The sequence below is a fragment of the Bradyrhizobium sp. SZCCHNR1093 genome, from assembly GCF_032381175.1.
Lineage (GTDB): Bacteria > Pseudomonadota > Alphaproteobacteria > Rhizobiales > Xanthobacteraceae > Bradyrhizobium.
In genome coordinates, this window is the sequence record NZ_JAUHJJ010000008.1 from 259,164 (window position 1) to 275,333 (window position 16,170).

Below are 16,170 nucleotides of genomic sequence, written 5' to 3' on the forward strand. Positions count from 1 at the left end.
GAGTGCGTCCCGGGCCGCTCAGCGATTTGATCGCAATCAATCTGGAACCGGGGCGTGCCTGCAATATTTTTCCCGTCAAGCGCGAGGGAGCGGATGCCGGCCGATCTCGTCGAACGCAATGGTCGCGCCCATGCCGCGGCAGACCTGATCCTCGCGTGAAGCAGGAGGATGATGTCATGGCTGAACCTACCAAGCTGCCCGTCAACACCGAGAAAGCAGGTGCGCCATCCATGCAGGGATGGCGGCCGTTCGAGAACCTGCGCCGCGAGATCGATCGCGTGTTCGAGGACTTCCATGGCGGGATCTGGCGCACGCCGTCGCTGTTCGACCAACTGCCGGGTCTGGCCCGCGCACGGTCCTTTGCCGTGCCGGCGGTTGACGTCGCCGAGCACGACAATGCCTATGAGGTCACGGCTGAGCTGCCGGGCCTCGACGAGAAGAACGTCGAGGTGAAAGTTGCGAGCGGCGTGCTCTCGATCAAGGGCGAGAAGCAGGAGGAGAAGGAGGAGAAGAAGAAGGACTATTACGTCCGTGAGCGCAGCTTCGGATCCTTCGAACGTTCCTTCCAGATCCCTGACGGCGTCGACACCGACAAGATCGAGGCCGTGTTCAAGCAGGGCGTGCTCAAGGTCACCCTGCCGAAGAAGCCCGAGGTGCAGAAGGCCGCCAAGACCATCGACATCAAGGCTGCCTGACCGGGCGCGGAGTCGCGCAAGCGCGCCGCGCTGTCCCATGATCATGGGACAGACGATGGATTGGACGCCGAGGAAGGGCCGCGCGCGCGGCCCTTTTTTTCGCGGAGCTGCAGGGGTAATCTGCCTCCCAAGCAAACGGTCGGCGATGCCGGACCGGGGAACGACCGGAAGGGAGACGAGAGGATGGGCAAGCTCGCACTGGCGGCCAAGATCACGCATGTGCCGTCGATGTATCTCAGCGAGCTGGATGGTCCGGCCAAGGGCAAGCGACAGTCGGCGATCGACGGTCATATCGAGATCGGCCGGCGCTGCCGCGAGGCCGGCGTCGACACCATCGTCGTGTTCGACACCCATTGGCTGGTCAATGCCGGCTACCACATCAATTGCGCGCCGCATTTCGAGGGGCTCTACACCTCCAACGAGCTGCCGCACTTCATCGCCAACATGACGTATGAATACAACGGCAACCCGGAGCTCGGCCACATCCTGGCCGAGGGCGCCAACGCCCATGGCGTTGCCACCATGGCCCACGATGCGACGTCGCTGGCGCTGGAATACGGCACCTTGGTGCCGATGCGCTACATGAACCCCGACCGCCACTTCAAGGTCGTCTCCGTCTCGGCGCTCTGCACCTCGCATTATCTCGCCGACAGCGCCAAGCTCGGCTGGGCGTTCCGCCGCGCGGTCGAGGATCATTACGACGGCACGGTGGCCTTCTTCGCCTCGGGCTCGCTGAGCCATCGCTTTGCCCAGAACGGCACCGCCGACGAATATCGCGACCGCATGTTCAGCCCGTTCCTGGAACGGCTCGACCACGAGGTGATCCAGATGTGGGAGCACGGCGAGTGGCCGGATTTCTGCGACATGCTGCCGGAATATGCCAGCAAGGGCCATGGCGAGGGCTTCATGCACGATACAGCCATGCTGCTCGGCGCGCTCGGCTGGAACCATTACGACCGCGGCGTCGAGGTGGTGACGCCGTTCTTCCCGTCGTCGGGGACGGGCCAGATCAACGCGGTCTTCCCGGTGACCCCGATGCCGCATGTGCTCGATGATGTCGGCCGCCCGCGCGCTGCGGCGCTTGCGGGCGGACGGCTGTAGCAGGGAGCCGTCACCACACGCGTGCACGCGTCAATATGTCGATGATGTCCTCGGGGTGGACGGTGTCGGCCGCTTCCGCGAGCTCGGCCTGCCGCCACCAGTGCTGTCCTGCAATCGCGGCGCGCTCGAGTTCGGTCCAGTGCATCGACGACAGGTCGGCGCGCGCAACTCTGACGAGGAAATAGCGCTCGTCCGAGCTGACCTCCTCGCCATCGACCATCGTGAAGGTGACCAAGCGCTGCGCGATCTGCGGCCCAGGGTCGTCGATGCAAATGCCTGTCTCCTCGAACATCTCGCGGCAGGCTGCGGCCTCGTAGCTCTCGCCTGGATGGACGCCGCCGCCCGGCGTGGCCCAGAACTGCGTCCCAGTCAGCGCGCCGGCAAGGTGGACGAACTTGAACAGCAGAAGCCTGTCGTGGGGATCGAGCACCAGCAGGCGGGCGGAGGGGCGTTCACGCATCTGACGACTTTTTTCGGGTCAGCTTCGTGCAAGCATAACACCTTCTCGAATGAAGCAGGCAGTCTTGCGTGAGGGCCGCACCCATGGCCAGGCTCCATCGAGGCAGCCGATGCGCATGGCGGGCCCGGCGCAGTCGCCTATCGCGCGGCGTTGAACTGCGGCGCTCGCGGCACGACCAATCCGAGAGGAATCCGAGGCCGGTTGACCGCATGACGCTGACGAAAATTCTGTTGCTGACGGCGCTGCTCGCGGCGCCGAGCGTGGCCGCTGCGCAGGCGCCTCATCGCGAAGCCTGCAACGTCGAGGTCGACATCGCCGACCGCGATCCGAACGGCGCCAATGTCCGCGCGGAGCCGGGCGGCAGCATCATCAAGGCGCTGAAGAATCCGACCAGCGACGGCTGGATCGTCGTGCATCTCACCGCGCAGCAGGGCGACTGGTTCGAGATCGACCGGGCTGTGCTGAACGACGTCGATCAGGGCAAGGAGAGCGTGATCTTTCAGGGCAGGGGCTTCGTGCATCGGAGCGTGGTGGGCGTCGGCGGCCTGCAGAACGGTGCGGTGATCTATCGCGACCATGCCGCCTCGAGCCCGAAGCTCGATCCGCATGCGAACGGCGACCAGGCTGTCGAACTGCTCGGCTGCTTCGGCGACTTCGCCAAGATCCGCATGAAGAAAGGCGTCGGCTGGACCCGGCAGCTCTGCACCAACATGGTGACGACCTGCTCGTGAGCGGCCGCGTCCGCCGCCGACGGAAGCGGATCAAACCCCTCAGGCCGCGTGCTGCCGGTGCCGCGACAGCCGCTCGCGCTCGCGCCGGCACTTGGCCGCGAATTGGCGCAGCCGCTCGATCGTCAGCGTGTCCGTGATGCTCCGCTCGAGCCGCTCGGCCCGCTCAATCTGGTCGTCGAGGTCCGTCAGCTTGGTCATGTCACGTCTCCCTGGCCAGACAATTTGAAGCAAATTGCATCGTTCCGGCTGGATGAGGATCGTGGTGAATGACGGGTTAATTCCGTGATCGGGCGCACGTTGGCGGAATCGTGACGGCGAGCCGACGATGATCGGCGGGACTGCGTCATCGATGCACCGCAAGCGTCGGCATGGGTCGAACGGCGCACGGGCGCGACGCTGTGCCGGCCGGACGAGATCTGATTCAAGCGCTAGCCGGTCGTCGCTCGTGCGCAATAGTCACGCCAGAACGTCCGGTATCCCTGCTCCACATGCTGCGTGTAGAGCGCGCCGTTTCCGGCGGTTGAATTCAATACCCTGGCCGGCAGCTCAGCGCGGAGCTCGGCAAGCTCGCTGGGGCGGGAGCAGAATTTCAGCGCTGCCGCGAGATAGCCTTCGTCGTCATCGGCGACCCACGCGTCGAGGCCGACCGCCTTGACGATCGCTCCGCCGGCGCGTGCCGAGGGGGGGCTGCCGAGCTTGGTGACGACAGGCACGCCCATCTGCAGTGACTCCCACGTCGATATGCCGCCATTTTGCGGGAACGGATCGAGTGCGATGTCGATATCGGCGAACATCGCAAGATGCTCCTCGCGCGACGTCTTTCCGACGCAACGGAGGCGTTCCGCGGCGATGCCGTGGGCGACGAAGCGGGCGATCAATCGGTCGCGCAGCAGGGGATCGCTCATCGCATGGTTCTTGACGACGATCATAGAGCCCGGCGTCGCAGCCATCAGCTTCGACCATAGAGCCAGAGTGGGCTCCGAAAACTTGTCGGCGCGATTGAATGAGCCGAAGGTGACGTGACCGTTGCGAAGCATGGGCAGCGGCGACGGTGGAATTGGCGGCGGCGGTTCGATCGTGATCAGCGACGGTAGGTCGTAGATCCTTTCGGCAAACAGATGCCGGACCGCGGCCGGGATCGTCACCGCATCGGCCAGCAGATAGTCCATCACTGGCAGCCCCGTGCCGGTGACGCTGCCGACGGCGGAGACCTGGATCGGGGCGGGCTTGCGCGCAAACAAGGTGAGCCGATGGCCGGCGGAATGCCCCGAGAGGTCGACGAGGATGTCGACCTTGTCGGCCCGGATCTGCTCGGCGAGCCTCTCGTCGGTCAACTGCCAGGCGTCGACCCAGCGATCGACCAGCGAACGGCACAACTCCGTCTTGGCGTCCTTTGCCGGCGAACAGGAATAGGCGATGATTTCGAACTTGGCGCGATCGTGATGGCGCAGGATCGGCAGGAAGCCGAGAGCCGCCGAATGCTCGCGGAAATCGGAGGAGACGTAGCCCACGACAAGCTGCCGATCGGGGTCGAGATCTCGCCCACCGAGTTGGACACGGGGTAATCGCGAGCCGATCGCTTCCCACCAATATCTCCGTTCTGCCTGGAGACGTTCGACTCCGATCTCGGGCAGGAAATCCAGCGCGAAGATCTTCTTGGTGATCGCGTCCTCGTAGTTCGGGTTGATCGCGAGCGCGCGGTCGTAATCTGAGATTGCCGTGGCGATGTCGCCTTGCATCGCAGAGCAGACCCCGAGCAGGGTCCAGGCGCTCTCCTGCTTCGGGTTCTGCGCCAGGATCTTGTCGACGAACGAGATCGCCAGGGCGATGTTGCCGCGCACGAGCGAAACTGTGGCCTTGCCGCGCAGGGCGTCTTCGAGCAACGGTTCGAGGACCAGTGCCGCGTCAAAATCGGCTTCTGCCTCGTCGAACTTGCCCTGCTCCTGATAGGCCCGCCCGCGCTGGGCGAGGGCAGGGGCCGCATTCGGATTGATGGCCAGCGCCGCAGTCAGCGCCGCCAGTGCAGCATCGAAATTCCGCAGGTTCATGCTGACCAGGCCCTTGCCGAACAGGGCCGTCAGCAACCGCGGCTGCAGTGCAAGCGCGCGATCGAAGCTCTGGCCGGCGTCCTCGTACCGGCCCGTGAGCAGCAGCGCCATCCCGCGATTGGCGTGGGCGTCGCCATAGCCGGGCTTCAGCGCGATGGCGCGGTCATGCGCAGCAATCGCCTCCTCGAAACGCGAGAGGCTCATCAGCGTAGTGCCGAGATTGGTGAGCGCGGCCGGGAAGTTCGGCTGGAGTTCGACGGCGCGTTCGTAACGAGCGCGGGCCTCCTGATAGCGGCCGAGCCGGAACAGCGACAGACCGAGATCGGACTGGGCTTCGGCCGAGCGCGGGTCGATCTCGACCGCGCGTGTCAGGACGAGCACCGCCTGGTCGAAACGGCCGCAATCCCGTTCGGACACGCCGAGCAGATGCAGGGCGCCGAAATGATGCGGCAGGTCCTGCAGGATCTGCTGGCACAGTGCCTGAGCTTCCGGATGTCGGCCTTCGCGGTAGGCCTTGACCGCCGCTGGCAACAGCACGTCCGCCTGCTTCTTGGCGCGCTTCTGCAGCCTTGCGTTTTGAAAGGCGCGGGAGCCAACGCTGCTCTGCAAGTGCAATCCTCCGGGGAGCGCTTCATCGCTCGCAATGGTTGTTTTGTTTTCGCCGATTCGCAATCGGGAGGACTGTGTTCCCGGCAATTCGGCGCCGGGTCAGGCGGTGTCGACCATCCGCCATCGCAAGCATCGCGCTGGAGGATCTGGAAGAACAGGGCACCGCTGCGATCGAGAAAGCTCTCCGAGGACGAAGTGCGCGGAGACGCCGAGGTGCAGTGACGGGACGAAGTGTGCGCGACAACGGGGTGACATTTCGTTCGCGAGTCGAAACCGGCTGACCTCAAGAATAGTGGGTCAGCGCCGAAATGGCTGGGGAACCTGGATTCGAACCAAGACAAACAGAGTCAGAGTCTGTTGTGCTACCGTTACACCATTCCCCACCGAAGTCACTGATATCGCAGTGATTTTTTCGGAAGTTTTGCAATCAGGGCCAGAAGTTTTGCAAATCAGCCCCAACGCAGCGCCCATATAGCCGCCTAGCTGTTCGCGGTCCAGTCCCCTTTTTTCAACCTGCCAGTGGTGGAAAACTCGCCGAGTGTAAAATTCCAACACTCGCGGTTCCGGAGGCGCAGCCCCATATTCCCGGCGAAGGCGTTGAGGGGGACTCCAATGGACTGGTTTGAGCGCTTTACTGCCAGCCTCGCGGCTGGGATCTTCTTGAACTATATTCTCGTGCCCCTAATCATGTCGACGGCGCTGGGTGGAATGATCCGACTAGCCTTCGGCAAACTCAAGGATCGGAAGCAGCAAATTGCGTTCGGCGCTACATCCTTCGTCCTTTTCTTGCTGCTGATCTTTTCAGTTGGGACGCGATCTCCGCGACCCCAGTTGTCTGGTGGGATTCAAAGCGTGATGGCTGGAAATGCCGGCCAGGACGAGCGCAATACGATTGCTGTGCTTGCGCTTAACGTAGTCAATACGGGATCGATGCAGACGATCGTCAAGAACTGGAGAGTATCAGCAAGATCGAATGGTAGGATTTATGACGCTGTTTTTCCTACAATGCCCGACAACTTTGTATTCAACAACATTCCATCGACGGTTCCGGGTCAACCGGAAGCAGTCACTTTTCACAAGGTTGATAGTCTCCTCGAGAAGAGCCTGACCCCGATTCAAACGGGCGCAATGCTGCCTGGCATTCTCTTCGTAATGTTTCAGAACGTAGATCCGGCCGTATTCAAAACCGGAGTCGATTACTTAGTGACATATGAAGACGTGCTATCACATCAATATTCAATGGAGATCAAATCAAGCGGTAGCTTTGGAGCGATCGGTCTCACACCAGGGGTCAAAATGGAGGCCACGTGTCGGGTTCCACCCGGAGGCCTACCAAAGCTCGGAAATGACATAACAAGCTCTATCAAACCTGCGGATTCGCAAGCGGTCTCTCGATGATGGATTGCCTATTGCCTCCGGCCCCGGATGCAGCCACGGCGGCAGTGGGTAGCGACACCAGAGAATGCAACCTAATCCAGTGTCCCGTTCAATGAGACTAGTTAGACGGCGCTCGAGTTGTTGATTAGGCGCAGTCGCTTTTGACCATCTACCCTGACCTTCATCTGGTCCTTGAACCGCATGTAGTGCTCGACGTTCTGCCGGGACATGCCGATGTCGTTGGCGATCTGGTTGACCTTGCCCCTCGGGCTTAATCCAGCTTGAAGTTCGTTCTGGCTCCAACGAGGACCAGAGCATGAAGCGCAGCCGCTTTACGGAAGAGCAGATCATCGGGATTTTGAAAGAGCACGAGGCCGGCGTTCCGGTCGCCGATCTGTGCCGCAAGCATGGCGTGAGCGACGCCAGCATCTACAAGTGGAAGGCCAAGTTCGGCGGAATGGACGTCTCGGAGGCCAAGCGGCTGAAGACGCTGGAGGACGAGAACACGCGGCTCAAGCGGCTGCTGGCGGACGCCATGCTGGACAATGCAGCGCTGAAGGATCTCCTGGGAAAGAAGTGGTGACGCCCGCTGCGAAGCGGAAAGCTGTCGCACATCTCATGGGTGTTCACGGGATGAGCGAACGGCGGGCGTGTAAAGCCATCGGATGTTGCCGCATGACGGTCAGATATCAAACGAGCCGGGCCGATGATGCCGGGCTGCGGCAGCGCATGAGGGCGATCGCCCATGAGCGCCGCCGCTTCGGCTATCGTCGCCTGCACGTCCTGCTCAAGCGGGAGGGCTATCTGGTCAATCGCAAGAAGCTGTTCCGGCTGTACCGGGCGGAACGGCATGGCGTCGGCGAGGGCGTGTCCAACGCGGAGATGGCGCGGCAGTAGGCGAAAAGAAGCGGCGGATTATTCCGCCGCTTCCTTGACCGGACCTGCCGCTGCGGTCTCGGGCTCGTGGTCGATATGCGTGCGGCCCCAGCGCGCGAAGGCGTTGTTGACCTTGTCGAGATAGAGATAGACCACCGGCGTCGTGAACAGCGTCAGCATCTGGCTGACGATGAGGCCGCCGACCATCGCATAGCCGAGCGGCTGGCGGATCTCCGAGCCGGTGCCGTTGCCGAGCATCAGGGGCACGCCGCCGAGCAGCGCGGCCATGGTCGTCATCATGATCGGACGGAAGCGCAGCAGGGCGGCTTGGCGGATCGACTGCTCCGGCGGCAGATGCTGGTCACGTTCGGCGGCGATGGCGAAGTCGACCATCATGATGCCGTTCTTCTTCACGATGCCGATCAGCAGAATGACCCCGATCAGCGCAATCAGGCTGAAATCGTAGCCGAACGCCATCAGGATCGCGAGCGCGCCGACGCCGGCCGAGGGCAGCGTCGAGAGAATCGTGATCGGGTGGATGTAGCTCTCGTAGAGGATGCCGAGGATCAGATAGACCACGACGAGGGCGGCGAGGATCAAGAGCGGCACGGTCGACAGCGACTGCTGGAACGCCTGCGCAGTGCCCTGAAAGCTCGAGTTCAAGGTTGCCGGCGCGCCGAGCTCGACCATCGCGCGCTGCACCGCATCGGTGGCCTGGCCGAGCGCGACGCCCTGGGCGAGGTTGAAGCTGATCGTGATCGACGGGAACTGGCCCTGGTGGCTGATCGACAGCGGCCGCACCGGCACGTTGGTCCAACTGGCGAAGGTCGAGAGCGGCACCTGGTCGCCGGTGGTCGGCGATTTCACGTAGAGCTTGTTGAGCGTGTCGATGTTGCCCTGCAGCTCAGGCAGGATCTCCAGGATCACGCGGTAGGAGTTGAGCTGGGTGAAGTACTGCGCGACTTGGCGCTGGCCGAACGCGTCATACAGCGTGTCATCGATCAGCTGCGGCGAGATGCCGTACCGCGAGGCGGTGTCGCGGTTGATCGTGAGCTGCACGGTGGTGCCGTCGGCCTGCTGGTCGGTGGCGACGTCGCGCAGCTGCGGCAGCGAACGCATCTTCTCAAGGATCTTCGGCGCCCATTCGTTCAGCTCTGCGACGTTGGGATCCTGCAAGGTGAACTCGAACTGGGTGCGGGACGGGCGGCCGCCGAGCCGGATGTCCTGCGCTGCCTGCATGTAGAGCCGCGCACCCTCGACCTTCTCGAGCTGCGGCCGCAGGCGGGTGATGATCTGCTGCGCCGTCGCGTTGCGCTCCTCGCGCGGCTTCAGCGTGATGAACATGTTGCCGTTGTTGCCGGCGCGGCCGGAGCCGCCGATTGCCATGGCCACGCTGGCGACGTCGTGATCGGCCATTACAATGTTGGCGAGCGCCTCCTGGCGCGACTGCATCGCTTTGAACGAGATGTCCTGGGAGGCCTCCGAGGTCGCGGTGATCAGGCCGACGTCCTGCTGCGGGAAGAAGCCCTTCGGGATCAGGATGAACAGATAGACCGACAATCCGAGCGTGGCGAAGAACACCATCAAGGTGGCGAAGCGCCAGCGCAGCGCCACATCGAGCCCCTTCTCATAGGCGCGCAGCATCGCGTCGAACGCGGCCTCGCTCCATTGATAGAACTTGCCGTGCTGCGCGGCGTGCTCGTTGCGCAGGAAGCGCGAGGCCATCATCGGCGTCAGCGTCAGCGACACGATCATCGAGACGAAGATGGTCATCGCCAGGGTGACCGCGAATTCGCGGAACAGCCGGCCGATGATGCCGCCCATCAGCAGCAGCGGGATCAGCACCGCGACCAGCGAGATCGAGATCGAGACGATGGTGAAGCCGATCTCCTTGGCGCCCTTGTAGGCGGCGGCCATCGGCGATTCGCCTTCCTCGACATAACGCGAGATGTTCTCGAGCATGACGATGGCGTCGTCGACCACGAAGCCCACCGCGATCGTCAGTGCCATCAGCGACAGATTGTCGAGCGTGTAGCCAACCCCCCACATCATCGCGCAGGCGCCGAGCAACGCCAGCGGCACTGTGATGGTCGGGATCACCGTCGCCCAGAAGCTGCGCAGGAAGATGAAGATGACCATCACCACCAGGAAGATGGTCAGGATCAGCGTGAACTGAACGTCCTCAACGGCGGCGCGGATGGTGGTGGTCCGGTCGGAGATGAGATCGATCTTGATCGCCGGTGGGATCGCCGCGACCAGCCGCGGCAACAGCCCCTTGATGCGGTCAACGGTCTCGATGACGTTGGCGCCGGGCTGCTTGAAGATCACCAGGAACACGCCGCGCTTGCCATTGGCCCAAGCCGCCTGCTTGGCGTCCTCGGCCCCGGTCACAGCCTTGCCGATGTCGCGGATGCGCAGCGGGCCGCCATTGCGGTAGGCGATGATGACGTCGTTCCAGTCCTTCGACTCGGTGAGCTGGTCGTTGGCGTAGATCGTATAGGCCCGCCGCTCGCCGTCGATGTTGCCCTTGGGCGCGTCGACCGTGGTGATCGCGATCTGGCTGCGCACATCCTCCATCGACAGCCCTTTGGCGACGAGCTTGGCCGGGTCGATCTGGATGCGGATGGATGGTTTCTGCTGGCCGCCGATGATCACCTGGGCGACGCCCGAGATCTGGCTGATCTGCTGAGCGAGACCGGCGTCGACCGCGTCGCTGACGGTGGTCAGCGGCAGCGTCTCGGAGGTCGCCGACAGCAGCAGGATCGGCGAGTCCGCCGGGTTGACCTTGCGGTAGGTCGGCGGCGACGGCAGATTCTTCGGCAGCTGGCCGGAGGCGGCATTGATTGCGCCTTGGACGTCGTTGGCGGCGCCGTCGATGCTGCGATTGAGGTCGAACTGGATCGTGACCGATGCGGTGCCCAGGTAGCTGGTCGAGGTCATCTGGGCGATGCCCGGGATCTGGGCGAACTGCCGTTCCAGCGGCTGGGCGACCGAGGTTGCCATCGTCTCGGGGCTGCCGCCCGGCAGGTTGGCCGTGACCTGGATCGTCGGGAAGTCGACCTGCGGCAGCGGCGCGACCGGCAGCAGGGGATAGGCGACGAGGCCGATGAACAGGATGCCCGCCATCAGCAGCGAGGTACCGATGGGGTATTTGATGAAGGGTGCCGAGATGCCGCCGCCGTTCATTCCTGCCGGACCTTAGCTGGCGCCGGCTCCGAGCTGGCCACCGCGGTGGTCACGACCGAGCCTGGCTGCACTTTGAATTGACCGCCCGTAATCACCTGCTGGCCGGGGGTCAGCCCCTCTTCGACCACGGTACGGCCATCGATCGAAACGCCGACCTTCACCTTGCGCAGCTCGGCCTTGTTGTCCGGGCTCACCGTGTAGGAATAGAGCCCGTTGGTCGAATGCTGGACGGCGTCGTCGGGAACCACCGTGGCGTCCTTCAGTGTCCGCACCAGGAGCCGCGTCGACACCGACTGTCCAGGCCACAGCACGTGGTCCTTGTTGTCGAACACCGCCTTCAGCCGGATCGTTCCACTCGACGTGTCGACCTGGTTGTTCACGACCATCAGCTTGCCTTCGGCGAGCTGCTTCTTGCCGTCGGTGGTGAGCGCAATCACCTTCAGGGCAGCAACCTTCTGCGCCTCGTTGATATAGGGCAACTGCTCCTCCGGCGCGGTGAAGATCACCGCAATCGGCTCGATCTGCGCGATCGAAACGATGCCGGTCTGGGTCGAGGCATTGACGATGTTGCCGATGTCGACCTGGCGCAGGCCGGCGACGCCGGAGATCGGCGCCTTGACCTGCGTGTAGCTGAGCTGGGTCTGGGCATTGGCGATCGCGGCGTCGTCGGCTGCGATCTGAGCGGTGAGCTGCGCGACGGTGGCGCGCTGCGTGTCCTGCTGCTGCCGGGTCGCGAACTCGCCGAGCTTGGTGGTGCGCTGCAGGTCGAGATTGGCGTTGTTGAGATTGGCCTCGTCCTGCGCCCGCTTGGCCTTGGCCTGATCGAGCGCCGCCTGGAACGGCCTCGGGTCGATCTCGACCAGCAGGTCGCCCTCGTTCACGAGCTGGCCTTCGGTGAAGGCGATCTTGTCGATCTGGCCGTCGACGCGGGTGCGGACCTGGACCGTATTGAAGCCTTGCACGGTCCCCAGGCCGGTGAGGAAGACCGGGAAGTCCGTCTTCTGGACCAGCACGGTCGAGACTCGAACGGCCTGCGGCCCGGCCGATTTCTGCGCAGCCGTCTTCTTCGCTGCCTCAGCGCCCTGATAGCGCTGCCAGCCGTAATAGCCGGCGCCGCCGAGAGCCGCCAGCAGCAGGATCCAACCTATGGTTCGCGATGTCTTCATGCTGGCCCACATGCTGAGACGAACAGGATAACCGGTCTTTAAAACCATTCCCAGCACGCCAGATATAGTACGCACGCAATTAATGTGTAAACACACGAGCGCGTGGACAAACCTAAACAATCGGCAAGCTTCGAGGGATCGCAAGGGAGTTCACAGCCATGTCGCTGGATATGAGACGTCAGCTCGTTGCGCAGCTTGTCGAAAGCTCGCGCATCCTGCGCAACTATATTGATCATCGTGCCAAACAGCGCGGCACGACCCGCGCACAATGGGTGGTGCTGTTTCGGCTGCGCGCGCATGAGGGGATGTCACAGGTCGATCTCGCAGAAGTGCTGGAACTGCAGCCCATTTCGCTGGTGCGTCTGCTCGACAGGCTGGTCGAGCAGGGGCTGCTGGAGCGCCGGCACGATCCGAGGGATCGCCGCGCGAACCGTCTCCATCTCACCGCCGCGGGACGAAAGCTCGTCGATGATCTCGACGAGCTGCGCGATGCGATTGCCGGCGAGGTTCTGCACGACATTCCGGACGAGGCCGTCGCGACCAGCCTGTCCACGCTCAGGGACCTGAAGGATCGGATCAAGACGCTATCCGATCCGAAAGCCGAGGTCGCGCTCAAATAGCCGAGCCGCAGCGCGGACCGTCTTGATCCCATCTTGAGTTGCGTCGTTATACTAAAACATCTTGAGTGCGAAAAATGGCGCAGAAGCTTGCCATTGCCGCGGTGCGGCCTGCGCGAGAGCAGGGCGGTCTGCGGCATTCCTCTGCCGCCATCGTCGGCCAGCGCGCCGCGCCGGATCTGTCGCTGACCGCGCGGGTCTCTCGTGCGAAAGCCGCACTCCGACCTATTCTCGCCGTCTTGTCGCGCCCGATGGGAGCTGATTAGAAGCCGATGAGTCCGGCCGCCGTCATGGCGCCGTCGGGCAGGGGCAGGATTCAACCGGAGCGAGGCTGCGTCGCCCGACGATGCGCCGTGCGACGATAGCGAATGGGGAGCTCACGATGGAAGAACTGAATGGAAAGATGCTCGCGTGCCAGATCCTGGTCACCGGCCTGATCGCGCGCGTCGCCAACGAGCAGCGCGATCCCTTGCGCTTCCTGACCGATTTTCGCGATGAGATCAGGGCCGTCGTCAAGGGCGTGCGGATCGCGGGGGTCGATGATTCCGATCGCGTGCGCCAGATCGCGGTGCAGACCGTGGACGAGCTGTTCTCGCTGATGAAGCCGCCGAGCAGCGACGAGCCGGCTGGCTCGTCGAATTGACAAGCGCAGCGATTCGACGGCAGCGCGAGTCAATTCGCGCTGTTTAGAACGATTTCAAGTTTCGCATGTTGTTAGTTGAGCGTTTTAGAATTGTTTTGATCTGGAACTATTCAAGGCCAAATTAGGGCTCCTCAAATTGACCCCCTGAAACGCGCCCGATACCAACGACACATCGTTGCAGCGCAAATGATCCGCGTTCGCGATGTGGAATGAAAAAATCTGGGGCGCGTGAAAATAAAATGGGACAGGTGAGAGCACCGCGTTCGCTGCGTGGGGTCGCAGCGATGAAGTTCAATGACGGACGAGGAGAGGGGCCCTCCGTCACCAAGGTGTCGGCGATGGCCGGGCTGATGGCGGTGGCATCGATGTCCTCGGCCGAGGCGCAGCCGGCTTCCGACCTGCCCCCGGTCAACGTCGATGCGCCGATCGCGCGCGCCAAGCCGACGTCCTCCAAGCCGACCGCCGAGCAGGTCCGCGCGCGCAATGCCCTACGCCGCGCGGCGGCCCGTCAGCAGGCGGCGCAGCAGGCCGCGGTGGCGTTCCCGAACGCAGGCGGGCTGTCCGCGCCGGACGCCAACCCCTACGCGGACGCAGCCGAGCCCTACAAGGTCAACCGCGTGCAGGCGTCGGGCAAGTTTCCTGAGCCGCTCCTGAATACGCCCAAGACCATCACGGTGATGAGCAAGGAGGTGCTGCAGGACAAGCACATCACGGCGCTCAAGGAGATCGGCCGCTCGACCGCCGGCGTCACGCTCGGATCGGGCGAAGGCGGCAATGCGTTCGGCGACCGCTTCTTCATTCGCGGCTTCGATGCCCGCAACGACGTCTTCATCGACGGCATCCGTGATCCCGCCGTGTCGATCCGCGAGAACTTCTTCACCGAGCAGATCGAGATCCTGCGCGGTCCGGCCTCGTCCTATGCCGGACGCGGCACCGCCGGCGGCGCCATCAACATCGTCACCAAGCAGGCTGGCGATACGAACTTCAAGCGGATGGATACCGAGTTCGGCACCGACCAGCAGAAGCGCGTCACGCTCGACGTGAACCAGGTGATCTCGCCAACCTTCTCGGTGCGCACCGGCGGCCTGTTCCAGGACTCCAATGTGGCGGGGCGCAACTTCGTCACCGACGACCGCTGGGGCGCCTTCCTCTCGACCAAGTGGACGCCGATCGACGATCTCAAGATCACGACGAACTATGTCCATACCGATCTGTCGGGTTATCCGGATTTCGGCGTACCCTACTACAAGCGAGGCAACGTCCCCGTGACCTCCGCGGGCATTCCGCGCGGCACCTGGTATGGCTTCCTCAATCGCGACTTCCAGACGGCGCGGCAGGATTTCGGCACTGCCGCGGCCGAGTACAAGGTCAACGAGGCGATCACACTCAGCAGCAAGTTCCGCGGCGAGCACTCGCTGCTCAACTATATCGGCACCTTGCCGCAGAATCCGAACACGACCAGTCCCAATCCGCTGCTCTGGACCACCACGGCGAGCGCGCAGAGCCGCTATCAGACGGTGGACGTCTGGGCCAACCAGAACGACGCCACGTTCAAGCTCGATACCGGCGGCGTCAAGCATACCGCCGTTCTCGGCACCGAGTTCTCGAACGAGAACATCTCGATCGATCGCTACACCGGCCTCTCGTCCGAACTGTTCGGCGGCGGCTCGACCAGCTCGGGCGCGGTCACCGGCGTCAACGTGTACTCGCCGCAGTACACCTACATCCCATTCAGCAATACGCCGTCGCTGGTCGGCAACCCGACGCGCTACGGCGTCAACACCAACAGCGTCTACGTCATGGACACGGCCAACTGGCAGGACACGGTCATCCTGAACGGTGGGGTGCGCTATGACGGCTACACCATGAGCTCGTCGACCAATTCGCCGAAATACCTCAAGATGAACGCGGATCTGGTCAACTACAATGTCGGCCTGGTCTACAAGCCGATGCCGATCGGCAGCATCTACGCGGCCTATGCGACCTCGGCCAATCCGTTCGGCTCCGAACTCGACGCCACCGGCACCGATTACGGCGGCGTGCCCGCCAACACCGCGGTCCTGCTCGGACCCGAGCGCAACAAGGCGGCCGAGCTCGGCACCAAATGGGAGCTGGTCGACCGCCATCTGCTGGTCTCAGCCGCGCTGTTCCAGACCACCAAGGACAATGCCCGCGAGACCGTCGGCGGCCTGCTCACCTCGGGCGCGGCCTACCGCATCCAGGGCATCGACATCGAGGCGGAAGGCAAGCTCACCGATCGCTGGAGCATCTTCGGCGGCCTGGTGCTGATGCAGTCGAAGGTCACGCAGAGTGGCGTCGCTTCCAACATCGGCCTGCAGCTCGCCAACATCGCCCACCAGTCGTTCAGCATGCTGTCGAAGTACAAGCTCGACAATGGCTGGGAGATCGGCGGCCAGGCGGTCTACCGCTCCAAGGTCTATGGCGGCACCTTCGCGGCGAACACCGGCAACGAGCTACCGAGCTACTGGCGCTTCGACGCGTTCGTCGAGAAGAAGCTCGACGCGCACTGGACCATGAAGCTTTATGCCCAGAACCTGACCAACAAGCTGTACTACGACACGCTGTATCGGAGCGCGGTGCCGTTCGTCGCCGTGGCCCCGGGGCGCGCCTTCTACATCGTCACCACTGCGAAGTTCTGAT

At 63.3% G+C, this 16,170-nt stretch carries 12 protein-coding genes, 1 tRNA gene and 1 pseudogene; 8 read left to right on the forward strand and 6 right to left on the reverse strand.

Annotation, left to right across the window (positions count from 1 at the left end):
* Window positions 1–176 precede the first annotated feature (176 nt).
* Together QX070_RS24315 and hpaD are read left to right on the forward strand one after the other, a co-directional pair.
* Window positions 177–695, forward strand: coding sequence for an Hsp20/alpha crystallin family protein (locus QX070_RS24315; protein WP_315739683.1), 519 nt, complete (start codon window positions 177–179; stop codon window positions 693–695).
* Between the two features lie 183 nt (window positions 696–878).
* On the forward strand, window positions 879–1,796 hold the full coding sequence (hpaD, locus tag QX070_RS24320; RefSeq protein ID WP_315739684.1) for a 3,4-dihydroxyphenylacetate 2,3-dioxygenase: 918 nt from the start codon (window positions 879–881) through the stop codon (window positions 1,794–1,796).
* A gap of 10 nt (window positions 1,797–1,806) precedes the next feature.
* On the opposite strand, the gene QX070_RS24325 is transcribed toward hpaD, so the two are convergent.
* Window positions 1,807–2,256, reverse strand: coding sequence for an NUDIX hydrolase (locus QX070_RS24325; RefSeq protein WP_315739685.1), 450 nt, complete (start codon window positions 2,254–2,256; stop codon window positions 1,807–1,809).
* A gap of 209 nt (window positions 2,257–2,465) precedes the next feature.
* Between QX070_RS24325 and QX070_RS24330 the strand changes: the two genes are divergently transcribed.
* Window positions 2,466–2,987: a hypothetical protein gene (locus QX070_RS24330; protein WP_315739686.1), complete on the forward strand. Its 522-nt coding sequence runs from the start codon at window positions 2,466–2,468 to the stop codon at window positions 2,985–2,987.
* A 39-nt stretch (window positions 2,988–3,026) separates the two neighbouring features.
* Here the strand turns inward: QX070_RS24330 and QX070_RS24335 are convergent, their stop codons facing one another.
* The 3 genes from QX070_RS24335 to QX070_RS24345 all read right to left on the reverse strand — a co-directional run bounded on the left by QX070_RS24335 (window position 3,027) and on the right by QX070_RS24345 (window position 6,027).
* A complete protein-coding gene (locus QX070_RS24335) occupies window positions 3,027–3,185 on the reverse strand; it encodes a hypothetical protein (protein WP_315739687.1) in 159 nt (52 codons plus the stop codon).
* A gap of 230 nt (window positions 3,186–3,415) precedes the next feature.
* Window positions 3,416–5,644 (reverse strand): tetratricopeptide repeat protein, encoded by a 2,229-nt coding sequence (locus tag QX070_RS24340; RefSeq protein WP_315739688.1) that lies wholly within the window; start codon window positions 5,642–5,644, stop codon window positions 3,416–3,418.
* Between the two features lie 309 nt (window positions 5,645–5,953).
* Window positions 5,954–6,027: transfer RNA gene (locus QX070_RS24345), tRNA-Gln, on the reverse strand.
* A gap of 229 nt (window positions 6,028–6,256) precedes the next feature.
* Between QX070_RS24345 and QX070_RS24350 the strand changes: the two genes are divergently transcribed.
* Entirely contained in the window at window positions 6,257–7,042 is a 786-nt protein-coding gene (locus QX070_RS24350) for a hypothetical protein (protein WP_315739689.1), read from the forward strand.
* A 295-nt stretch (window positions 7,043–7,337) separates the two neighbouring features.
* Window positions 7,338–7,870, forward strand: a pseudogene (locus QX070_RS24355) (transposase); the annotation flags it as partial.
* 66 nt (window positions 7,871–7,936) lie between these two features.
* On the opposite strand, the gene QX070_RS24360 reads toward QX070_RS24355, so the two are convergent.
* The gene (locus tag QX070_RS24360) at window positions 7,937–11,083 is read right to left on the reverse strand and encodes a multidrug efflux RND transporter permease subunit (RefSeq protein WP_315739690.1); all 3,147 of its coding nucleotides are present in this window, start codon (window positions 11,081–11,083) and stop codon (window positions 7,937–7,939) included.
* Window positions 11,080–12,249 carry an efflux RND transporter periplasmic adaptor subunit gene (locus QX070_RS24365; RefSeq protein ID WP_315739691.1) on the reverse strand — a complete coding sequence of 390 codons (1,170 nt, stop codon included), beginning with the start codon at window positions 12,247–12,249 and terminating at the stop codon, window positions 11,080–11,082. The genes QX070_RS24360 and QX070_RS24365 overlap by 4 nt, the downstream gene beginning before the upstream one ends.
* A 158-nt stretch (window positions 12,250–12,407) precedes the next feature.
* On the opposite strand from QX070_RS24365, the gene QX070_RS24370 reads away from it, so the two are divergent.
* From QX070_RS24370 to QX070_RS24380, 3 genes are all read left to right on the forward strand, one after another.
* Window positions 12,408–12,869 carry a MarR family transcriptional regulator gene (locus QX070_RS24370; RefSeq protein WP_315739692.1) on the forward strand — a complete coding sequence of 154 codons (462 nt, stop codon included), beginning with the start codon at window positions 12,408–12,410 and terminating at the stop codon, window positions 12,867–12,869.
* Window positions 12,870–13,248: 379 nt separating this feature from the next.
* A complete protein-coding gene (locus QX070_RS24375) occupies window positions 13,249–13,509 on the forward strand; it encodes a hypothetical protein (RefSeq protein WP_315739693.1) in 261 nt (86 codons plus the stop codon).
* A 239-nt stretch (window positions 13,510–13,748) separates the two neighbouring features.
* Window positions 13,749–16,169 carry a TonB-dependent receptor gene (locus QX070_RS24380; protein ID WP_315739694.1) on the forward strand — a complete coding sequence of 807 codons (2,421 nt, stop codon included), beginning with the start codon at window positions 13,749–13,751 and terminating at the stop codon, window positions 16,167–16,169.
* Window position 16,170 lies beyond the last annotated feature (1 nt).